Origin of the sequence: Cytobacillus massiliigabonensis (genome assembly GCF_900199725.1) — a bacterium.
In the GTDB taxonomy this organism is placed as follows: Bacteria; Bacillota; Bacilli; order Bacillales; family Cytobacillaceae; genus Cytobacillus; species Cytobacillus massiliigabonensis.
The window spans coordinates 921964-944020 of sequence record NZ_LT904902.1 but is presented as its reverse complement, the minus strand read 5'-3'; the positions used below and the strand labels follow the sequence as shown (position 1 = coordinate 944020).

Genomic DNA, 22057 nt, shown 5'->3' with positions numbered 1-22057 from the left:
CTTCTATTAAGGTGCTTAGGGCTGTGGAAAGGAATAATTGGCGTTAGAGAAAGAAGGTAATTATTGTCTACAAGTTGAATTTAAATAAAAAGCAATGGCGAAGGAGAATATAGATGCTAAAAAGTAATATTGAGGTTTCTATAAGGATAGGAAATACAAGCGACGCAGAAACCCTGTTAGAACTTGAAAGGGAGGTTCTTTCAGAAAGCGAATTTATGGTCTCGGTAATTGAAGAGTTTGATGAATCCACAGAGCAGCTAAAAAGCTGGATTCAGAAAATATTAGAAAATCAAAGAGACACCCTATTTGTTGCTGAAATCAAGGGAAAAGTTGTTGGTTTAATCGTCTTTCGTTCAAAGAATACCAAAAGACTTTCTCATACTGGTTCTTTTACCGCAATGGTCAAGAAAGAGTATCGTAACCAAGGCATTGGCAAGCTCCTAATTAAAGAATTGTTAGACTGGGCTGAACAAAATCCTTTGATTGAGAAAGTAAGTTTAGGAGTTTTGTCCACAAATCAACGGGCAATAGAGTTGTACAAATCTATGGGATTTGTTGAGGAAGGACGTAAAATTAAAGAAGTAAAGTTTAATGAGGACTTATATGTAGATGACATCCTTATGTATAAACTGGTTTAATATTATTTCCTGTGATTAAAGAAGGATGGCTGTTTTTTATCGTCTTATTGAACAAACGAGGTTCACCATTCCTGAAATAAACCAAGTTTGTGAAAAGATGGTTAATGGAAAAAATTAAGTGATTTTAAGTTTGAGAACTTCTTATAGTTATTCCATTAAAGGGCGCTTTCTAAAATAAGGAAAGCGTCTTTTCTTCATGAAAAGGGTCATTTTGCGGAATATCCTATCTAAAGGAAATTGGATATTTATGTTAAGATAAATTGGATGTAAATGCAAAAGAAAGAGGAGTGAATATGAAAACCTATCCATTAACTTTAATAGATTATGAAATAATTGAAGAAGCTAAATCTAAGATTACTCAACTATATGAGGATGATAGACACCATGTTGGTGCTGCGTTAAGAACAAAATCTGGAAATATAGTTTCCGCAGTACATATTGAGGCTTATGTTGGGCGTGTCACAGTATGTGCAGAGGCAATCGCAATTGGTAAAGCGATATCAGACGGTGAAAAAGATTTTGATGCAATAGTTGCTGTAAGGCACCCATATTCTGACGAACAGGAAAGAGAATTAAAGATTGTCAGCCCATGTGGTATGTGCCGAGAGTTAATCTCGGACTATGCTCCGGATTGCTTTATTATTTTAAATGTTGATGGTGAAAATGTGAAAATAAAAATTGGTGATTTAATCCCATTAAAATATTCTAGAGAGGTTTAGACAATTGCTTCTGTTTCAATACAAGCATTTGTTTAGAGGGAATTACTATAGTCACTATTCTTTTTGTTTATAAAAGAGAATTGGAAGTGACAAACTGTGGTTGTTTAGCAATCGAGTGCTAATAGTGGAAAGAATTCAAGCTAATTATTGGCGATTATCAATTTCGAATGCATAGTACAAGCCGATTTCCAAATGAAAATCAGCTTGTGCTTTTTTTTAGGTGGAAACTAACGGGGCAGAATAGTTTAAAAACATTGGGGGATATTACTCTTAAAAAGGGAGTAACCTTAATGAAAAAGCTATTCTTCATTAGTTTGTATAAGTTATTTTTTTGTAGTCTTTTTGTGTTATCAGGAAATCCTGTTTATTCACAAACTACTCCATTAGATAATGCTGAATATCTTTATCCCGCAAATAAGGACAAAGTTTTTGATGAAACCGAAGATGAATTTTATCAAGCATTAAGAAACCTAAATTATCCTGTGCATCAAGAGTCTTACAGAAAACACTATGAGTTTTTTAAGAAGCATAAGAATAAATATGGAAGTATGGATGACATTCTTTTTAAAGACATTCCCGATGCATCAGTAAATTTCAGAAAAAAGGTACAGTTTCATGAGGTGAAAAAACTTAATTATCTAATTTGGGATGGAGATGGTCTTCTTACTGCCTTTCCAGATATAGAAATGAATCAGGCAGTCAGTCCAGATAGACAGGTATATTTTTTCTATTCTTTTAAAGATACAGAAAAAGAGTTCAGGGGAAGATGTGCGGTATATGATGTTGAAACAAAACAATTAGTTGCTGGCGGAGCTGTCTTCATGAATAAGTACCCTAATGAAGTGAAAAATGAGTAAAAAAACTTGTGAAGGATTGTACTTAAACTAAAGGGGGCGTTAGTTTAACTAGACTTAAGTAGGTTTTAGGATCGAGGAGATTTTAATAAGTTATTCCATTAAAGGGCGCTTTTCCTGAGTAAAGGGAGTGTCCTTTTTTTTTGTTTCAAGGTTTTTCATGGAAGGTTAAATATTAATTGTCTGCGATTATTGAATAACTTGCGTATAGAAATGACTCTCCTTGAACAATGATGGAGAATGCGCTGTTTGAGTTTATGTATTCGACCGGCTGCCGTATTGGGGAAGTTGTAAAATTAAATCGTGATGATATTAATTTCTCTACGAATTCAGTCATTGTACATGGGAAAGGTGATAAGGAAAGGGAAGTGTACTTTAATACTCGTTGTTTTATTTGGATAAAAAGGTATTTAGAAGTAAATATTTTTGAAATCAAGACATGCATATAACAAGGCATGTCTTTTTTGGTTATCCGGCCAGATTGTTGAAATAATAGACAGGATATTTCAATGAAAGCAGTAAAAAGAGGTTGTCCTGAAAAATGTGGAAAATCAAATTTCAGGTGCAGCCTCTTTCATAATTTCAATTGTTAAGACCTGACCCATTAACTTAAATTAACTGCAAAAAGTCGAAGGAATCTGATCCCTTACGAATGTAGTTCAACTGAATTACCTGGGGCGTTAGCTTTATTAAGAAAATGGGTTCATAAAAGACGCTAAAGTTTTGGCGGCTATATGTTTATTAAGGTTATAGAATCTAAGTGAATAAGGAAGTATTTGCAGTACTATTCTTAAGTGAATCTGAAAGTATGCGTGCGATCTGTTCGCTATCCTCTTCTCTATAGACATATTCATGATAATGTGGCTGATGGATATCTCTCCATCCCATTTCCATAGCCTTTTTGTAATAATGTTTCGCTTTTTCCATTTCGCCGGTCAAATAAAACATACAGGCTGCATTCCAATATAATGCCATATCTCCATTCCAGTCCCAGCCTTCATCAAGTGCTTGTGCATAACTCCAAGCCGCGCGGGCATAATCTTTCTCAACGTCATACTTACGATCACCACGCATATAATGGTTTCCGTTTACAAGGAGGTTGTTTAAAGGATGATTCCATCCAAACAGAACAGGGAAATCCGCAAGTGGTTTGAAACCAACAGATAGAGCTGTTCGCTGAGAAGCTATGTTGTTTGACCAGCACTGCCAACCAACGTTTCTGATACCCCTCTGTTTTGCGAGCGTGAGTGTACCCAATGCTGTTTTTCGTGCCCATCCGTTACCTTGATATCTTTCATCAGTTTCAATACCGATTTCACACTCATCATCAACTACCCAATCTGTTAGGCACCAGCTAATGATGGTCGGACCCTGATCCGTATCTTGCATAGCAACACAACCGAAGCCTTTATCCTCGTATGCTTCTATTGAAGGCCAGTTCTCTAGAATTTCACTTATTACTTCACTAAGTCCTATTACATCTTGACGTTGCAATAAATTGCCATTTATCGGGACAATACTATTATCAGCAGGAACGTCTATACTGCTCAAATTGTGATTAAAGATCATTCGCCCACTTCTCATAGGCAATAAATCCTTCATAACGATCTGGAGAATACCATCCCATTTTCCATCTGTGGGATAAAACAGTACATAGTCTAACTCTCCATTCGAGGCAAGCTCAGGCAACAGCTCCTCTTTGACTAAATTATTGGCTTCTTCGAAAAATCCGTTGTTCTCTGTACTACCTCCAAGAAAAATGCCTTGAGGGCTTGTTAACAGCGCTGATGAACAGTCATTAGAGAGAAAAACCCTGCCTGGTACAGTACCATTAATAACACCTTTAATTGATAAATGATGCTTCAACTCTTCAAAAAGACCTGCTGCTTTATAAAAGTTTTCGCTGGTGAGTTCAATTCCTTGAATCATGTTTTTTGAGTACATCATATCCGTTTGCCTCCCATGAGCTTATGAGAGGTTTTATTCAACTAAAAATATAAACCTCTCACTTGCTTCTCGATTTGTTTGTTCTTAACCAACACCATCACTCCTTTAAACGTATTAGAGGATTAAGTTCTGAGATGCTTTGAGTTTTATGTCCTCACCTAATTATGGAATAATTATACAATTTGTTCAAGATGAATTTTATATTAGATGCAAGATACGTAAGCATAAGTATGGTACTTCAAGTAGTTGAATGAAGCATTAGAAGTCAGCTTAGACCATGCGAAAGTTTCTAATTATTGGTTCACCTTGTTTTTTTGGAAGAATAGGACATGGAATATAGGAACATCAGGCTTTGATAAATACGGTACACAAGTGGATATAATAGAATAGAAGTCTTTTTTCTATCAGCTGGTGGTGGATAAATAATGAGATGTACCCCACAATTTCCCCCACTTTTTGGGTTTGATATGTCTCGATTGGCAAGGAATTTAAATCCAAACCCCAGTGATATTTATATAATTGCAATCTTCAACAAAAGGGGGGAAATTCTTGAAGAGGAATTGTGTCTTTTTCAGTAATCGGGCCATTTAATGGAGGGAGAATTTTGAAAAATTGAACGATTATGAAATAAATAATATGGTATTTGTGTGAGATTGTAACTAAACTATCGTGGGCAAGAGTTTGAGGATGAGATTGCTGGGGCGATCTTTTTTTGTTTGTGATCTAGCGTATAAGTTGAAAGAGAAATATAAAATACTTATATATTAAAATTGAATTATGCAATTTATAAAAGAACTTTTTCACCTTTAATTTACAAGGGCGATTGTAGAAATCGCTTTTTTTGTGATTACAGAATCCGGATATTTTTTAATAAAATTTTTAATGCAAGTCAAATTTGACTATTTCGATTTTTGACTCGTCTAACAATTAGAGATACAGGGGGGATATTTATGGGTCAAATAGAGGAATCCGAGTTTCAAGCAATAATAAATGAATACAACGATTACTTACTTCAGCTTAGCTATCTTTATGTGAAAGAGTGGAATTCTGCAGAAGATATTGTTCAAGATGTATTTATTAATTATTGGTTAAAATCAAATGAATTCAAAGGGAAATCGAATAGAGAAACAATTGAACTTCCAGTAAAAATGTTTAGTAGTTTTTTAAATTATGTATTGGAGAATAAATATGTAGAACAAGAAGACGTTCTTTCTACATTGAGGTATATAGATGTTAAGAATGAAACTACATTAAATAAATCATTTATCGTTACATTTGATTGTGGTAGAACAGCCTGTGCAAGTGCTTTTATGATTGTAAATGAGAAAATGCAGATAATGACTCCGTTAGGAGAAGGAACGATAACTAGCGAATTAATGTATTCTCCTGATAATGAGAATGTGATGTTTTTACTTTCAAATGCCGATAAAACAAAACAAAGAATTGTTGTAATTAATCTTAAGTCAAACTCACAATCCAGAATTCCAACTGCAAATCATGAGTATTTTAGTTATTATAATTGGTCTATAACAAATATAGTCTGGTTAACTAATAAAAAAATAAGTTTGACTGTCGCAAATATTGAACCTAATAGTAATGAAGCGATAAAACAATGGCTTCAAAAATCTGACAAACCTACAAATACAATTGAAATTACATTACCATATAAGTGAAGTGAAAGCTTCAATTCTTTAACAAAACGGGGGCAATTCTTGAATACCTATACTGTATGGACTTTCTAGAACTATCTACCGTTATAGGGCGCTTTCCTTGAATAAGGAGAGGCTCTTTTTGTGTTTAAGGGCCAGATTGTTGAGTAACACTAAACAAAAAGGCATAAATTATTTAAGTCAAAATCCAATTATTGTTGCTTTATAATAAAGTTTGGTCAAATCAATACTAATAACCTTGATAAACGAACAAAAAGAAAGAGCGTGTTTTAAAAAAAGTTTAATCAAAATACGCTATTAAATATATTCAATTGAATTACTCTTTGTAAAAAAGTTTGATCATTCCTTTGATCCTTCTTCCATTAAAGCGCCCGATGGCTGAATACCTTAATTCAAATTAATTTAGAAAAAGAGATTGCTTTATTCTTTAACTTTCTATTCGATCAAAACGTTTTAAGGTATGTAAAGTGTCAAGTGTTAGTACCCCGATCCATTCTACTTTTGCTTGTTCCCATACTTCCAAATAATCATTCCATTTCCAATTTGGACTCATTTTTCCGTCTGTTTCTAACTGCTCAATAAAGTAATCTAGATTTTTATTAATTTCTTCAGATGGGATTTTAAAGGTTTCCGAAAACGGAGCATGAACAAATTTCAGTGGAAAAGGTACGTATTCCTTCCACTTTGTTCGATCGAATTGAACAAGAGTTTGGACAGCTCGTTGAAGATGCTGATTCACATCTTTTGTTCGAAGTTCAGGTAATAACTTAAACATACGAAGGTAACAGTATATTTCATGCTCAGACTCGAAATTTTTTAATTGGAGTAAATAATTTAACGCTTGATCTAGTAATTTATCCACGTTTAATTTTTTCACTTTGGATTTATAGTGAGATAAGTAACCAATGATTTCGGCGCTTGGATTTCCCCAATGATGGTCGATCAAGGACATGCCATCTTCCTGGACTGTCCACCAAAAGGCGTGTGGATAGTGATTCACTTCTTTTGGTACGGCATACCAGCCGCCTCGTTTTTTATCAAATGTATTTTCTAAATAGTGTATTGCCTTTGTAATCATTTCATCGGCTTGCTTATTCTGGTCAAAATGAAGCAAGTGCTGCATAGCAACAGTAGTAGCTAATGGCGATGAATTAGGTAATCGAAAGTCTGCTTCTAACCCATGTCCAAAACCTCCATCTTCATTTTGATACTCTGCCAGAGCTTCTAACACAGATGTTTCTGAACCATCTAAAAAAGAATACTGTAATAAAGCTTGTTCTAACTGACGACCATTTTCTTGAATCCAGTTAATTGAGGCTTGTAAAGCATGTTTAGATAATCTTTTCAACACTATCACACCTTTCAATAAACTCTACTCCTTAGTCCTCAAGCCAACCAGATAATTTTCATTCTCACAAGCTATTTATTTCTTTTTTACAATGATGATTTCCTTTTTTTAACTGCCCGTTCAAATTTTTTCATCCCCCAATTCTTATTAACTATACTTTCTTTACGAAAGCTAAAAATCCTCTATTTAATAATATTGTTGTTTAACTAACCTGCCCGGTTAATTCAATAAGATAAACTGAAGTGTAGATAATTCCGCCTCAACTTTTTTATAAACAGTATGACTTTCTTTAAAACGGTACATCTTTTTTATAAACAGTACAACTTTATTTCAAAGCTACAATTATGTTTGTGAAGGAATGTACTTACACTAACGGGTGAGGTTAGTTGAAGAAGAAAAAGCAAAAATTTGATTATTTGCATAATATTGGGATGTTTATTATATGATAATCTTATTATTAATAGGCTTAATTCTCCAACTGAAAGAGGAACACCTTACTTATTTATAAATATGAAAACAGAATAAGTTAATCACTGTCTATTTAAATTAAGTAAAACCTTTTTAGGGCTAAAAAGAGTATTCAATTAAATTATTTATTGTAATTAATAAAGATACACAGCAAATGGTAGAAATTAATTCTCAGCCACTTTTTAACTTATCAATAGAGAAACTCGATATAGATAGATTAAAATTGTAACGTAATGTACTTCAACTATTGGGTGCTTTAGTTCAATAACGATATTCCACAATCGGGCGCGATTGTTGAATAACCCTGAAATTTTTAACGACTTTATTATTTCATTATTTAGTAACGTATCTTACATCAGAAATTTAATAAATATAAATTTAACCCCGTATTAAATTTTGAACGGGGTTATGCTTGTTTGGCTTTTAAATTATATAACATTATTATCTTTTTATAGCTAAATGACAAAAGGTTGATTAATTCACAATAAAGTTGTTGACCATTCTATTCCACAATCTGGCCATTAATGGAGTACAGGGAAGGAATATTTTGTGGGGAAGGCAAAGTTATTTTATCGAATAGCAACTGAGGTAACGAATTTTTGTAACTATAAGAGCATTAACGAAATACGGTTCGTGAATATTCCAATAGCTGAGGGTTTACGAAGTGTTGTTCGTTAACAAATACGAGATAACCCAATTTCACATTTTCCTGTACTGTGACAAGGTGTTTTTTGATAGGAAGGATTTTGAAATTTTTTAATAGAATAATGATGGAGAGGATCAGAGAATAAATATTTACATATAAGGAGATAAAACTATGGAAAAAACAAATTACTAAGAATGGATAATGTCGGCATCGTTGTAGAATCTCTTGATGACGCAATCTCGTTCTTTGAGGAGATTGGCTTGAAACTCGAAGGGCGCACCACTGTCGAAGGTGAATGGGCTGGTCGCGTAACCGGATTGGGTTCTCAAAGCGTAGAGATTGCTATGATGGTTACCCCAGACGGCCATAGCCGACTTGAACTTTCGCGATTTCTCACCCCACCTACTATATCAGATCACCGGAATGCTCCAGTAAATGCCCTCGGTTATCTACGTGTCATGTTCACCGTTGAGAACATTGACGAACTTGTATCCAGACTCACTAAGTATGGTGCTCAGCTCGTTGGCGAAGTGGTTCAGTACGAGGACTCGTATCGGCTCTGCTACATTCGTGGAATCGAAGGACTTCTAATCGGTTTAGCGGAACAACTCGGTAACAACTAAGTAAGTGACGTTTTATAAAAAGCCTTTACTGAAAATATATTACTGAAGGTAAAATTGTAACAGAATAGCAGTGTGAAAGGATCTCGAAGAAGTCGGGCGTCAAATAACACGGCATTCAAGCTGCGGGACTTTCCTGACGGGCACCGACAAGGCGTTTGAGTTCGGCTTGAATTTGATTTTGCTAGGGATTGAGCAAGTGATAAATGTTCTGGAGAAATAATATATAATAATGCTCATTCAGTTACGGGAACGGGGGCTTCTATTTTAATTCCCATTTTACCAAAGGCGATTAATCAAACATAACTGAACCTCGGATATTATAATTTATGGTAACAAACTTAGGGCTATTTTTAATTATTAAACAAATGATCAAAGTTAGCCTAAGCTTTTACGGACTGGAAATATATTATTGACTAATCTAAGAGGTAAGTGTAATATGTCAATGTTAATAATAATTCCTCGTTAGGTGAGGCTCCTATACAAACATAGGCTACTGCCCGGAAACATCGAAAGATGCCAATGGGTAGAACAGGAACTGCCGAATTAAGGCTTTTCTTAAGGTAGCTAAGGATTTTTCCTTTACGTTGTATAGTGCCAAAGCTCTACTGTGGGGGAGAAGTTTAAGTGCTTTTTTATGTACGCTTATCTAACCCTCTAGGAATCTATCTAGAGGTTTTTTTATTTTTGAAAGGGGGGAACAATTACATTGGATAGTAGTAGTGAGAGGTGTCGATTATATATAACTTGTATCAATATTCTGTACAGAGATACTGCAAATCTTACGGTATTCCCAACATGTTCCCCCTGCTTTAGTTTGTAATTATCAACTTATGCAGGACAGGAGAATTTAAGAAATTCCTATTTTACATGTTAGCGTAACGTGGATATTTTCGATTTAGCAGCGATCCCTGTTATCAGGTAAATCGAAAGGATGAGAAACCCATGTTGAAAATCTATAAAACGGATGCTGCTGGAAAAACAAATGAGATTGAACAATTTGGAAAGGGTTACTGGATAAATCTTTCCACTCCTTCAAATGATGAACTTAAAAAGGTATCACAACTTTGTAATATCCCAATTGAGTTTTTAGAAGATCCGTTAGATTTAGAAGAAAGTGCTCGAATTCAATATGATGAAGAGACAAATTGTACATTAATTATTAGTGATTTTCCAACTATTGATGTGAATAACCATCAATTTGATTCATATATTACCATTCCTATTGGAATTATCTTAGGAACGGATTTTATTGTTACGGTTTGTAACCAAACCACAAACTTCTTAGAAAATTTAATTAAGAAAAATGTTAATACCTCAATGAAGATTCGTTTGGCATTAGAAATATTATTGTCAATTTCAACGCAGTATATAGAAAAATTAAAACTGCTTAACAAACAACGTCTTAAAATAGAGAGTAATTTGCGTGATTCATTAACAAGCAAACAACTTTATGACCTAATGGAAATCGAAAAAAGTTTGGTTTATTTTCTCACATCATTAAAAGCTAATGCAGGTGTTATAACTAAACTATTTCGTACCAATTCCGTCAAGTTATATGAAGAGGACAAAGATCTTCTAGAGGATGTAAAAATTGAAAATAATCAAGGAATCGAGACCACAGAATTATATACAAGAATTTTGAACAGTATAACGGGGTCGTATTCTTCGCTTATATCTAATGAATTGAATAAAACTATGAAAACTCTTACCTTGTTTACTGTTTTTTTAACTCTTCCAACACTTGTATTTAGTTTCTTTGGTATGAATGTTGCCTTGCCAATTGATGATAAAGATTCATTCTCTTGGATTCTTACATTGATCATCGCATTAATTCTAGTTATTTGGATCGGATTGGCACTATGGAGAAAGAGGATATTCTAATTATTATGTATAAATAAAATAAGGCAGCCGATTTATAAACAAATCGGACTGCTTTTTTATATGATCTAGTAAGATGATGATAAATGTACTTAAAGTAATAGGTAGCTTATTTTGTGAATGAAAAGACTACTCTTATTACTATATAGAGAGGCGAGGAGAATAAATGAAGTATTTTACTAAAGAATGGTATGAACTGTGTCAAAAGACAAGCTTCCATCTGCCTTTAGAGGAAGAAAAGCAAGCTGAAACATTTTCAGAAGAATATTTTCAACAGCTTTACAATACCGAATTGATTCGTTGGCTTAATTTTCAAGAAGAAGTTGCTTCTATAATGGAAACCGCTGAAAAAGGAAATAGAGAGGATCATAGCGAAAATACACCTTTTAATAGAGAGCATGAAATAGAACAATTTCATGAGTCTTTCCTATTTAATCAAGCATGTTTAAAAAAGGACTTACCAGAAACGATCGTAAAAGAGATTGCCGATATAAGGGTGTTTGCTTTAAATAAAGCAACTCGTTCGGTTATAAACGCGGTAACTAAATTTTGTGAGAACAATGAAAAGGCTGTAGCTGCCACAAGTGAGGAGTATAGAAGGTATTTTAAAGAAGCCTCCCTTGCGTTTGATAGCGTAATTGTTGAGAACTTTGGCTTTCATGATTGTACGATTATCAAATCAGTTCAGGATGGGAAGTCCGTAACATTGCTTCTTGATCCTTCAGGTGGTTTTACAAATATAAATGAAGTCACCTTTGAAAATTGTACGATTATCAAACAAGATGATTTATTGGAAGATTCATGGTGGCTGTATGAGGAAGTCTATAAAGTGTATGACAAATACGAGTTTCACGTCTTGCTTCAAAATAGCAAGATGGGATTAATTGACTTTATTATTTCAGCGGATCAAGTTTCCTTTAAAAGTAACAATAAACATTCATGAGCATCTGCTCACAGCCATGTATGTAAATGTCGGTCTGCCTAATTTCACTGCGACGCCGTACATCATGGCTTGTTTAATTAATCAGACCGCTCATTTAAACAGAAAAAAGTCATTGCTCCTATTAGCGAGTTCGGTTGATGGGGAGAAAAATGCTAAGGACAATGTCAAACTAATTAACATCGTTTTAACGACGTAATATTTACAGACCTATTTGTACGAAAGTATTTCACAATTTAATAGAAAGGCAGACCCAAAACACTATCTGAAGAAATTTTTAATGGCATCAAGGCGTATTTTAAGGCTGCAATCTTCGCAGCAAAAAATCCTGCTCCTTCCTTCCTTAAATTGTTTATATTTCAGTGAACCTTCGTATACTTTGAATTTTCTTTTACAGCTATAGCAAAGTATCTCATAGTAAATCATTGGTATCCCCCTATGCGGCACATTACTTTTTAGTTGATTTATCGAAGATTGTAACTAGTTCTCTAGCATATTCTTGAACATCTAAATGAGGCTTTCTCATTAATTCCAAGGTAAACCCGTCAATGGCATGTCTTATTGTTAACGCCATCACCCTTGCTGCTGGTCTGGTAAATTCCCGGAAAACTCCTTCTTGCATCCCTAGGGTAAGAATATTTTCAATGGGAAGTAAAATAGCTTCATCATGCTCTTCTGCAAACTGAAATTTCCCATCAGCCGTTCTCTTATTAGAAACCGTTTCTATAACAGCGATCACATGCTGCCGATTTTCATCTACAAATGCAAGGTTGGATTCAATATACACCCGAAGCATTTCTTTAGGAGATGTTTGCGCTTCTATTCTTGGAGCAAGATAAGAATGCCAAGCTAGATAGTATTCGATAGCTATTAGCTCCAATAATTCCTCTTTATTTGCAAAGTGATAAGAAATGACCCCCTTACTGATATTTGCACGTTTTGCAATTTGTCCTAATGATGCTTGAGCGTAACCTACTTCTGCGATCGTTTCAATCGCACATTTCACAATTTGAGATCTGCGGGCTTTTTCAATGAACGACATTTCTTTTTGGTTAGTTGGTTTATTTTTTTTACTCATGTTTTAATTTTAGTACAGTCGTACGAATATTTCAAACGATAAAATATTTAGGTGGAGATTACCTAAAATTTTTATCATGCAAATACCTGTTTAATAGAATAAAAGAGGACTTTTCATGAAAAAAGTGAACGTATTATTAAAGGAGGGAATGAAATGAAGGATTCTGCTAGAGAGATTTATAATAAGTTAGCCAATACCTATCGATACGATGTGGATGAAGGGAGTCCCTATAATGCCTATTATGAACGCCCAGCTATGATGGCAGCTTTGCCGTCTAAATTAAAGGGGAAAAAGATACTTGATGCGGGATGTGCAGCTGGATGGTATTCCTCTCAATTATTGCATCAAGGGGCAGTTGTCACGGGGATAGACGTAAGTCCCGAAATGGTGAAAGCAGCGAAGCATCGATTAGGGGGAGCAGCAGGCTTTCTTTGTCAGGACCTTCAAGAAACCTTGCCATTTAAGGATGATTCCTTTGATGTCATTATGAGCTCACTGACGCTTCATTATCTAAAGGATTGGACTCACACCTTCAAGAATTCCATCGCATTCTAAAAGCAGGCGGGACCTTTGTATTTTCTGTTCATCATCCATTTATGGACTATACGCTGTTCCATTGTGAAGATTACTTTGAAACCCAAGTCTTATCAGAAACCTGGAACAAACCGAATATGACCATCGATGTCAGTTTTTACAGGAGACCCTTGCAAAGCATCGTCAATGAAACCACCGAATATTTCAATCTCAAGCAGCTGATTGAACCCCAACCGCAAGAAAAGATGAAAGCAGTGAAGGAATCAGCATATGACTATCTCATGACCAATCCTCATTTCCTTATCGTAAAAGCAGCGTCAAAAAAGTCTGTGGAAAACTAAGTTTTTTGTATGATATTTCTTTAATTTTATCGATGTAATCGTTGATAGCTCAAACGTTATCAGTGCTAAAGAATAGCAGTCGCCTTTTGTGCTGCAGGCGCAGGAAACTAAAGATTGAACTCACTTAAAATCGGAGGTGTGTTTGGTGCAGCAATATGTCTATCACATGGTGCCAAGCGAGATGAAGGGGGACAAATTGATCCCCTTGAATTCTTTGAAGAATACATATGCTCAGCTGTATGAGAAATACACAGAAAAATATTTTGATCATCCGGAGAGACCTAGACTGCTCAGAAAACAGGTGCCAAAACTAAATTGTTTATGGAATGATGTGTTACACTTTCTGCCCTTACATCCTCATTTTGTATACAAAGCGCTCACATCTTTAGAAATTAAAACGAAAGATAAACAATTCTTTTATAAAATTCCAATTGAAAAATTAAAAAACAATAAAAATGTGATCTACCTATACTCTCAAGAGAGATACAGAGGACCAGCCGACCCTATTGACGAGAACGAAATTGAATTACTAGCTATTGAAGACTATAAAGAACTTACAGGATTGCCCTCAGCTACAGTTGAATATTACAAAAGTGAAAGCAGAAAAGGGAATAGATTTGGACTGTTTCCTTACATTCCACATGTATTAAGTATTGGAGATGTCGAAATTAATGATGTTGAAATCATTACTTGGGATGAATTTGTATAGGATTGTGAAGAATGCAAGTTAAATGCGCTTTGAGATTAATTAAACCGCATATTTCATTTTTAGCTGCCTTTAAGTAAAGGAGGTCGGTTATGAAAAAATTCCTCGTTTTTTTACTTTCACTTGGCATTTTGTTGATTGGCGGATATGTACTAATTAGCAGTGATGTTCTAAAAATTGATGAAGATAGGGATATCATCAAATATGGCGGACGTATCTACTCTAATGCGACAGAGCTTGAATGGTTCGAAGAAAAAAAGAGAAATCTTCAAAAGGGACAAAAAATGGGGGAGATAAAAAGACAGAGAAACACTTCCATGTTATGGGGAAACTTTACAGCAAATAAATTAGCAAAAGGAACAGCCTTGTATGGTACACATACTGGAAGAGGAGGAATACTAATAGTAGAAAGGGATAATGGAGAATTATTATATTATCTTGAGCAAATTAAAGAATAAACTAAATAAGGAGAGGCTGTCCTATAAGTCTATTTTCAGACTATTGGACAGCCCCTTATTTGATTATATTTCAAACTGAACTTAGGTCTCATTGGCTCCCGAAATTGTGTAAGCTTAGTTCTAATAGTACCCAATAGGTTTCATTGGCTCCCGTAAATGGTGTAAGTTTAGTTCTAACAATACTCAATAGGTTTCATTGGCTCCCGTAAATGGATTAGTTTAGTTCTAACAGTACCCAATAGGTCTCATTGGCAACCGTAAATGTATAAGTTTAGTTCTAACAGTACCCAATAGGGCCCATTGGCTCCCGAAATTGTATAAGCTTAGTTCTAACAGTACCCAATAGGTCTCATTGGCTCCCGTAAATGTATAAGTTTAGTTCTAGCAGAACCCAATAGGTCTCATTGGCTCCCGAAATTGTGCAAGTTTAGTTCTAACAGTACCCAATAGGGCCCATTGGCTCCCGAAATTGTGCAAGCTTAGTTCTAACAGTACCCAATAGAGCCCATTGGCTACTGTAAATGCGTAAGTATAGATTAAACTGTACTAAATAACACCCATGGCTCCGGTAATTTTAGTTAAGTGACAACGAATCGAAATAAATCGATGGACCTAACTTATTCAGGCATTCTTTCTTTTAGACCAGCCTCTTTCGTTTTGAGAATATAAGAAATTCCAATGCCTTTTTATTAAATAAGCTAAACCGTTTTAATTTCCTCCTCAACAGCTAGAACTTCTCTCGCTGCTTCTAAGAAAGATAATATGATTGGTGAAAGCCACTTTTCTTTATGCCATGCCATATGAGTATATACGTGCAAGTCCGAAAGCTGCCATGGAAGGGCAACAAGATCCCCCCGTTCAACCTCGGCTTCCACTGTGACCTCAGGAAGGAAGGCAATACCGATTCCTGAAATGGCACATTGTTTAATGGCTTCGGCATTTTGAAACTCTAAATAAGTCAGGCTATCAATGCCCTTTTTCTCAAATGACCGGTCAAACATGGTTCGATAGGGACAGCCTGTTTCATTAACCAGGAATACTTCTCCGTGAAAATCATCCTGCTTCAGTACAGGCAGTTTCGCAAGTGGATGGTCAGGAGCTGCAAACAAGCGGAACGTTTCTTCCAGCAACGGTTCTACAGCAAGTCTCGTTGAAAGAATGGTTTCGTCCAGCATAAAGACGACATCCGCAGTTCCATCAAAGAGCGTTTGCTTGAGTTCCTGATTTGGAACAGAGCGGAAGATCAGACGAACGCCTGGATGGAGGGAGCGAAATCGCTTAAAGACAACTGGAAGGCGATACGCGCAAAGAACCTCGTTGGCACTGATCGTCAGAGTGCCGCTAAGATTTTCGTTGTCATGAACGGTACTGCGAGCTTCGTCCAATTTGTCTAGGATGATTTGGATATGAGTTAAAAAGCGCTTACCCGCAGCTGTAAGGACGAGCTGCTTGCCTAAACGGTCAAAGAGACGAACACCAAGCTCATCCTCCAATGCTTTTATTTGCATCGTGACATTGGAGGGGACATAGTTCAGCACTTCCGCAGCCCGGGTGAAATTTAAAGTTGAAGCAACCGTGCGGAATGTAATCAGTTGGCGCAGTTCCACCAGCAATTCCCCCTTGTACTTTCAATAATATTGAATACTAACTTGAATTTTGTTCACTTTTATTGAGAGTAACACGGCTTTATACTAACAACAAGAAATACATTCTTAATGTCTGTGTTTTATTTTGAGGGGAGAGATACGAACAATGGATTATGAAATTTTTGACTTAGGAGACGTAACATTGCAGTCAGGAGTGACGTTGCCGAATGCTTTTCTTGCTTATAAAACTTATGGGAAATTGAATGAAAAGAAAGATAATGTCATTGTCTATCCAACTGCTTTTGGCGACCAGCATGTTCAAAATGAATGGCTGATTGGAAACGGCATGGCACTTGATCCGAGTAAATATTTTATTATCGTTCCAAATCTGCTTGGAAACGGATTATCTTCGTCTCCTAGTAATACACCTGCTCCATTCGACAAGGCTAATTTTCCACAGGTAACCATTTATGACAACGTTACATTCCAATATCGGCTGGTGACCGAAAAATTCGGCATTCAAAAAATTGCACTCGTAGTTGGATGGTCAATGGGAGGCGTTCAATCTTTCCAATGGGGAGCAAGTTATCCCGACATGGTGGAACGAATTGCCCCTTTCTGCGGAGGTGCAAAGACTTGGCCGCAAACGTATGTAGTCCTCGACGGAATGAAAGCTGCCCTCATGGCTGCAATTGGCTTCGATTCAAGTAAACTAAATGAATTGACATCTGCAGACATGCGCGCTGTTGGACGTGTGTATGCGGGATGGGGTGTATCGCAGGCCTTTTACAGAGAGGAACTTTATCGTGAAATGGGATTTGAATCATTGGCAGAATTTGGGGTTGGCGTCTGGGAAGATAGCTTTATGAAGATGGATCCGCACAATGTCCTCGCTATGTTATGGACAGGCCAACATGCAGATATTAGTGCAAATCCTGCCTATAACGGAGATTTCGATGAGGCGCTCAAAAGCATTAAATCGCTTGCCTGCGTCATGCCAGGGAGCACGGATCTCTTCTGCACGGCGGACGATAACGAATACGAGGCGAAGCTTATACCTAATGCTGAATTTAATCCGATCAAGTCGATTTGGGGCCATTTTGCCGGTCGCGGAATCAACAGTCCCGATAATCAGTTTATTGATGACAGCTTAAAAAGCTTGTTGGCAGTTCGTACAAATAGGTAGTTGCATGGTTGCCCGTGATTCTATCTTAAGACTATTGTGAGGATATGAATGATTGGTCTGCGAGTGTGGAACAAGGCAGTAGCTTCTTGCAATGGTTGCAGGACAATATCGAATGGAGAATTTATTATTAAATAACGGGCTGCAGAATGGTAATTCTATTCTCACTTAATGACAGCTATTCTTCCATAGGAGAATAGCTTTTTTTCTGAAAAAAATATTTAGGTGTTGAATCAGTTTTTTGCTTAAACAAGCGTAGGTTTCCTTAATTGAAGTAACTGAAAATTAAAACTTTATGATAAGTTAAACGTATAATAAAGAGAGGGGGGATTATATGTGGTGGTTCATCATAATAGCGGGAATTTTGTTGTTTTCTTTATGGATTGAGTACAGAAGGAAGAAAAGAAGAAATGATAAGAATGCCAAGAGCATTGATCCTAGTATAAACAAAGGGAAAGTGGGGAGTGATTGGAATAGTGGAGACGGTCCCGCTGGATTCTAATGCTGCATTCCTATTTATTTGGTAAACGCACTTATTAGCAAAATAATTAGCAAGGAGGGATGACATCATGGCGAAGTATGAAAACACATTAATTGGTGAATTTGAGGAAGTGGTTACGCATTTGGAAAACGATATTGTCATTAGTGGGATTAGCATGAATTTAGTGGATGAAAGCAATTATACGATTGGATCTACTAAAATAGCTGTGAGAGTGTATGATAAATATTTTATGCGAAATGGCAATAGAGCTAGCTTGAGCCTTACTGTCGTTGGGGATAAGAGTACTATTTTTATTTCAGCCATTGGCGCTGGCGGCGGAAGTCTATTTAAATTTACTCTTGGGGCTGAAGATGATATGGTGGAAATCGTGGAAAAAAGTGTAGAACAAATGAAATAATGAAAACACTTCGTACACGTATTAAATATAGGTACAAATGGTTAACACGACTCAACATAGAAAAATGGATTGCCCTATACCTAGACAACCCATTATTGCTGTTAATGATTCAATTCAACCGTTTCATTCCCATCATTCGATTCAGCACTTTGCCCTGTCATGCGTTTATAGAGAAAGGCAATTTTCTTCGTAAAATTACCGGTATCCCAATATTCGGCTGCTTCCGCTTTTACCTTGATTAAGACAACGTTCGGGTCATCATAAGAGGTTTGCATGATTGCCTCATATGCTTTGCTCCACAATTCCTTTTTCTTGGCTAAATCTTCAACGATTTCCGCTCTTCCACGGACGGAAACATAGGATTTACCAGCATAAGCCACATTCACATCTTGATCATGCAGAATTTCTTCATATTTACTAGTCTCTTTTTTCGTGAAAAACCATAAGTCCCCATCAAACTCCACTTCTTGTGTTTTCATCGGACGAGAAACAAGCCCTTCTTCCGTTACCGTCGTCAGCATGGCCGTATCTACTTCTTTGATTAACTCTCTTAATGTTTCCATTTCTTCTTGTTTTATCATGTTTTCGTCACCTCATTCATGTGTATAGAGGTATAGTACCCTTTATACTAGCTTTTATGCTTATTCAATTAGACTCTAACTAATTGAAACAAAAGACATGAAACAAATAGAGGATTTAAACGATTGAATGGCGAACATATTAGGGCCAGTGGATTCCTGCGGCCAGCCCACTTAGGGGCGAAGAGTAAAAAGCAATTAAATCATCTAATTTAATCTGCCTCTGTGCCATTCAGAGTGCTACCGTAGAAGAGGAGGAAACGCTCATGATAGCAAAAAGTGAAAAGGAAAATCTATTACTGAATAGCAACAATAATTTTAAAGCTCTGCTTGAAATCATTGAATCCATTCCTATCAGAAAAAGGGATATCTCTATTGAAACACAAGAAAGAGATAAGAATTTTCGCGATGTCTTGATGCATCTGTATGAATGGCATGCCATGCTTGAGAGGTGGTATAGGGAAGGGATGGATGGAGATACCCCTATTATTCCTGCACCTGGTTATAAATGGCGAACTATTAATCTATTGAACCAGCAAATTTGGGCAAACTATCAGGATGTAACCTTCAATCAAGCGATAAAAAAATTGAAGCTAAGCCATGAAAGAGTGATGGCACTCATTCAATCACATACCAATGAAGAAATCATGACAAAAAAATACTATAAATGGACAAAAACTAGTCATTTATACAGTTACTTTGCAGCAAACACTTCCGATCATTACATGTGGGCAATCAAAAAATGTGAAGCGATCGTAAAGTCTATAAAAGCGAGAGAAGAAGAGAAGATTGTGAATTAAATAATGGAATTTTCATGAGATCTACCAGTTGTGGTTTTAAGCAGAAAGGAAATGATCATTTGCTGAAAGTTCTTCGTTATGTGTTTACCGTAATAACTTTTTTATTTGCTTCCTATGGAGTTTTTACGGAAGATTACAAGTTTGCGGATATTATGCTTCTATTTTTGGGTCTCACCATGCTCGTTATGGGGATAGAGGAGCTTCAAAAAGGACAAAAAGGAGTAGGCTGGCTTCTACTTGCTGTTTTTTTATTTTCAATATTTGTATCAATAAAAGGACTTCTATTAAGCTGAAGGGTGCGGTTATAGAATCATGTAATCGCATTTTTTATTAAAGGCATGGTTGATTTGTGTGTAGGCCCGAGTATTAATAAGCGTAGAAATTCCGGCTAATGTGAAAAGAGGCGGCTTAAGAAGCTGAATAAGCGTAGAAATTCCGGTTAAAGTGCAAAAAGGCAGCTTAAGAAGAGGAAATAAGCGTAGAAATTCCGGTTAATGGATTAAGCCCATATAATTGTGTAAAAAGAAAAGGAGTCAAAATAATTCCTCTTGTCTACAATGTTAACAGCGACGAAAACAATGAGGAGGAACTTATTTTGACTCAAATTCAGTTTAACCTAAATATTGAAGATTTAAAAGACGCCGTTATGAATTCTGATTTAGGCGCCGTTATGAAAGCCTCTGTAGTTCTAGTGTTAAATACAGTGATGGAAAAAGAACGTGATGATTATTTACAAGCTGGAGCTTACGAACGTACTCCTGACCGGCAGGACTCTCGGAATGGTTATTATGAACGTGGTCTACTTTTGAATATTGGTAAAATAACCTTAAAGGTACCTCGTACACGTAATGGGGAATTTTCACCATCCGTTTTTGAAAGATATTCCCGGTGTGACCAAGCTTTTGTCCTTTCCATGCTTGAGATGGTTGTGAATGGGGTATCTACTCGGAAGGTCAAAAATATTATTCAACAATTATGTGGAGTGAGCGTTTCAAAGTCTTTTGTTTCTTCACTAACAGAAAAGTTAGATCCCATTGTTAACACGTGGACAAATAGGCCCCTAAATACAATGTATTATCCCTACATGTTTGCAGATGCCATGTATATTAAAGTAAGGGAACATAACCGTGTTGTATCTAAGGCAGTTTATATTGCAACCGCCATTAATGAACAAAATGGTCGAGAAATCCTGGGTTTAAAAGTAGATCACGCTGAGAGCTATGAGGCTTGGCAAAGATTTTTTCAGTACTTACAATCTCGTGGTCTTCAATCACCTAAACTAATCATATCTGACGCACATAAGGGCTTAAAAAAGGCTATTACCGAAGAATTTGTGGGGACTACTTGGCAACGCTGCTCCGTGCATTTTAAACGTAATATCTTTAATCATTTGCCAAAAAAAGACATGGATGACGTAAAAATTGGCTTAAAGAGAATATTTGACGCTGTAACAATTGAGGATGCTAGAGAATTTAAAGAGGAATTTGTGAAGCATTTTGCAGAAAATCCAAAACTAGATAAGGCAATATCGACGTTAGAAGATGGCTTCGAAGATGCCATTCAATACTTAAACGAACCTTCGAAATATCACCTTTATATTCACTGTACAAATTCATTGGAACGATTAAATCAAGAGGTTAGGAGAAGGGAACAAGTTATAAGGATTTTTCCCAATACACAGTCAGCGTTTAGATTAATAGGGGCACTTTTAATGGATATTGCAGAACAACAAGCAAACAAAAAAATAAAGGTAGGGAATACTCCATACCAAAGAAATTAGATGATAAGTTGTTTTAGGTATGTTGGACGGCCTAATTTCGAATTGACATTGAGCCTCCGCGGGCATGATGTAAAGCCAGGAAGCCAGGAGTTTAACAACCCCTGGCTTGCCCTCCAGGCTATCATGCCCGCCCCTCAATGTAAATTCGAAATAGTGTAGTCCACTTATTATAGTTTTGATTATGTCGAAGTTTATTGTTGACACTTTTTACACAAAATTCAGGACTTGACTGGTTAATGTAAAAAGAGGCGGCTTAAGAAGAGGAAATAAGCGTAGAAATTCCGGGTAATGTAAAAAGAGGTGCTTAAGAAGCGGTATAAGCGGAAAAATTCCGGTTAATATGCAAAGAAGAGCTTAAAAAGCAGAAATAAGCGGAAAATTTC

At 36.1% G+C, this 22057-nt stretch carries 22 protein-coding genes, 3 pseudogenes and 1 riboswitch; of the genes and pseudogenes, 19 read left to right on the top strand and 6 right to left on the bottom strand.

Features of this window, described 5'->3' with window-relative positions; all coding sequences use genetic code 11:
- Window positions 1-113: 113 nt before the first annotated feature.
- The 4 genes and pseudogenes from C1726_RS05090 to C1726_RS05075 all read left to right on the top strand — a co-directional run.
- Entirely contained in the window at window positions 114-638 is a 525-nt protein-coding gene (locus C1726_RS05090) for a GNAT family N-acetyltransferase (RefSeq protein WP_102272173.1), read from the top strand.
- Window positions 639-931: 293 nt separating this feature from the next.
- A complete protein-coding gene (locus C1726_RS05085; RefSeq protein WP_102272172.1) occupies window positions 932-1357 on the top strand; it encodes a cytidine deaminase in 426 nt (141 codons plus the stop codon).
- Window positions 1358-1647: 290 nt separating this feature from the next.
- Window positions 1648-2214: a hypothetical protein gene (locus C1726_RS05080; RefSeq protein WP_102272171.1), complete on the top strand. Its 567-nt coding sequence runs from the start codon at window positions 1648-1650 to the stop codon at window positions 2212-2214.
- Window positions 2215-2438: 224 nt separating this feature from the next.
- Window positions 2439-2627 (top strand): annotated as a pseudogene (locus C1726_RS05075) (tyrosine-type recombinase/integrase); the annotation flags it as partial.
- Between the two features lie 340 nt (window positions 2628-2967).
- On the opposite strand, the gene C1726_RS05070 reads toward C1726_RS05075, so the two are convergent.
- Entirely contained in the window at window positions 2968-4158 is a 1191-nt protein-coding gene (locus C1726_RS05070; protein WP_322090958.1) for a GNAT family N-acetyltransferase, read from the bottom strand.
- 950 nt (window positions 4159-5108) lie between these two features.
- On the opposite strand from C1726_RS05070, the gene C1726_RS05065 reads away from it, so the two are divergent.
- Window positions 5109-5831 carry an RNA polymerase sigma factor gene (locus C1726_RS05065; RefSeq protein WP_102272170.1) on the top strand — a complete coding sequence of 241 codons (723 nt, stop codon included), beginning with the start codon at window positions 5109-5111 and terminating at the stop codon, window positions 5829-5831.
- Window positions 5832-6255: 424 nt separating this feature from the next.
- Here C1726_RS05065 and C1726_RS05060 read toward each other — a convergent pair whose 3' ends face one another.
- The gene (locus C1726_RS05060; RefSeq protein WP_142385058.1) at window positions 6256-7176 is read right to left on the bottom strand and encodes a hypothetical protein; all 921 of its coding nucleotides are present in this window, start codon (window positions 7174-7176) and stop codon (window positions 6256-6258) included.
- Window positions 7177-8484: 1308 nt separating this feature from the next.
- Here C1726_RS05060 and C1726_RS05055 point away from each other — a divergent pair.
- The 5 genes and pseudogenes from C1726_RS05055 to C1726_RS25875 all read left to right on the top strand — a co-directional run bounded on the left by C1726_RS05055 (window position 8485) and on the right by C1726_RS25875 (window position 11930).
- Window positions 8485-8913 carry a VOC family protein gene (locus C1726_RS05055; RefSeq protein WP_102272168.1) on the top strand — a complete coding sequence of 143 codons (429 nt, stop codon included), beginning with the start codon at window positions 8485-8487 and terminating at the stop codon, window positions 8911-8913.
- A 133-nt stretch (window positions 8914-9046) separates the two neighbouring features.
- A pseudogene (locus C1726_RS26525) lies at window positions 9047-9133 on the top strand (TetR/AcrR family transcriptional regulator); the annotation flags it as partial.
- A gap of 231 nt (window positions 9134-9364) precedes the next feature.
- A riboswitch (M-box (ykoK) riboswitch) is annotated at window positions 9365-9533 on the top strand.
- Between the two features lie 322 nt (window positions 9534-9855).
- Window positions 9856-10794 (top strand): magnesium transporter CorA family protein, encoded by a 939-nt coding sequence (locus tag C1726_RS05045; protein ID WP_102272167.1) that lies wholly within the window; start codon window positions 9856-9858, stop codon window positions 10792-10794.
- 163 nt (window positions 10795-10957) lie between these two features.
- Window positions 10958-11734, top strand: a complete 777-nt coding sequence (locus tag C1726_RS05040; RefSeq protein WP_102272166.1) for a DUF4085 family protein — start codon at window positions 10958-10960, stop codon at window positions 11732-11734.
- A complete protein-coding gene (locus C1726_RS25875) occupies window positions 11676-11930 on the top strand; it encodes a hypothetical protein (protein WP_142385057.1) in 255 nt (84 codons plus the stop codon). The genes C1726_RS05040 and C1726_RS25875 overlap by 59 nt, the downstream gene beginning before the upstream one ends.
- A gap of 62 nt (window positions 11931-11992) precedes the next feature.
- Here the strand turns inward: C1726_RS25875 and C1726_RS26520 are convergent, their stop codons facing one another.
- Both C1726_RS26520 and C1726_RS05030 read right to left on the bottom strand, forming a co-directional pair.
- The gene (locus C1726_RS26520; protein ID WP_102272165.1) at window positions 11993-12157 is read right to left on the bottom strand and encodes a DUF2197 domain-containing protein; all 165 of its coding nucleotides are present in this window, start codon (window positions 12155-12157) and stop codon (window positions 11993-11995) included.
- Between the two features lie 22 nt (window positions 12158-12179).
- Window positions 12180-12809, bottom strand: a complete 630-nt coding sequence (locus C1726_RS05030) for a TetR/AcrR family transcriptional regulator (protein WP_102272164.1) — start codon at window positions 12807-12809, stop codon at window positions 12180-12182.
- Between the two features lie 153 nt (window positions 12810-12962).
- Between C1726_RS05030 and C1726_RS05025 the strand changes: the two are divergent.
- The 3 genes and pseudogenes from C1726_RS05025 to C1726_RS05015 all read left to right on the top strand — a co-directional run bounded on the left by C1726_RS05025 (window position 12963) and on the right by C1726_RS05015 (window position 14848).
- Window positions 12963-13684 (top strand): annotated as a pseudogene (locus C1726_RS05025) (class I SAM-dependent methyltransferase).
- Between the two features lie 166 nt (window positions 13685-13850).
- A complete protein-coding gene (locus C1726_RS05020; protein ID WP_180968124.1) occupies window positions 13851-14393 on the top strand; it encodes a group-specific protein in 543 nt (180 codons plus the stop codon).
- Between the two features lie 89 nt (window positions 14394-14482).
- Complete coding sequence (locus C1726_RS05015) at window positions 14483-14848, top strand: hypothetical protein (RefSeq protein ID WP_102272162.1); 366 nt, start codon at window positions 14483-14485, stop codon at window positions 14846-14848.
- 698 nt (window positions 14849-15546) lie between these two features.
- On the opposite strand, the gene C1726_RS05010 is transcribed toward C1726_RS05015, so the two are convergent.
- Window positions 15547-16455: a LysR family transcriptional regulator gene (locus C1726_RS05010; protein ID WP_102272161.1), complete on the bottom strand. Its 909-nt coding sequence runs from the start codon at window positions 16453-16455 to the stop codon at window positions 15547-15549.
- Window positions 16456-16600: 145 nt separating this feature from the next.
- Here C1726_RS05010 and C1726_RS05005 point away from each other — a divergent pair, with 145 nt between their 5' ends.
- From C1726_RS05005 to C1726_RS05000, 3 genes are all read left to right on the top strand, one after another.
- Window positions 16601-17620, top strand: a complete 1020-nt coding sequence (locus tag C1726_RS05005) for an alpha/beta fold hydrolase (RefSeq protein ID WP_102272160.1) — start codon at window positions 16601-16603, stop codon at window positions 17618-17620.
- 331 nt (window positions 17621-17951) lie between these two features.
- Complete coding sequence (locus C1726_RS26090; protein ID WP_180968102.1) at window positions 17952-18119, top strand: hypothetical protein; 168 nt, start codon at window positions 17952-17954, stop codon at window positions 18117-18119.
- A gap of 67 nt (window positions 18120-18186) precedes the next feature.
- Window positions 18187-18516: a DUF6054 family protein gene (locus tag C1726_RS05000; RefSeq protein ID WP_102272159.1), complete on the top strand. Its 330-nt coding sequence runs from the start codon at window positions 18187-18189 to the stop codon at window positions 18514-18516.
- Window positions 18517-18617: 101 nt separating this feature from the next.
- Here the strand turns inward: C1726_RS05000 and C1726_RS04995 are convergent, their stop codons facing one another.
- Window positions 18618-19097, bottom strand: coding sequence for a pyridoxamine 5'-phosphate oxidase family protein (locus tag C1726_RS04995; RefSeq protein ID WP_102272158.1), 480 nt, complete (start codon window positions 19095-19097; stop codon window positions 18618-18620).
- Window positions 19098-19360: 263 nt separating this feature from the next.
- Between C1726_RS04995 and C1726_RS04990 the strand changes: the two genes are divergently transcribed.
- From C1726_RS04990 to C1726_RS04980, 3 genes are all read left to right on the top strand, one after another.
- Window positions 19361-19894 (top strand): ClbS/DfsB family four-helix bundle protein, encoded by a 534-nt coding sequence (locus C1726_RS04990; RefSeq protein ID WP_102272157.1) that lies wholly within the window; start codon window positions 19361-19363, stop codon window positions 19892-19894.
- A 14-nt stretch (window positions 19895-19908) separates the two neighbouring features.
- On the top strand, window positions 19909-20187 hold the full coding sequence (locus C1726_RS04985; RefSeq protein WP_102272156.1) for a YczI family protein: 279 nt from the start codon (window positions 19909-19911) through the stop codon (window positions 20185-20187).
- A 302-nt stretch (window positions 20188-20489) separates the two neighbouring features.
- A complete protein-coding gene (locus tag C1726_RS04980; RefSeq protein WP_102272155.1) occupies window positions 20490-21674 on the top strand; it encodes an IS256 family transposase in 1185 nt (394 codons plus the stop codon).
- Window positions 21675-22057: the final 383 nt, after the last annotated feature.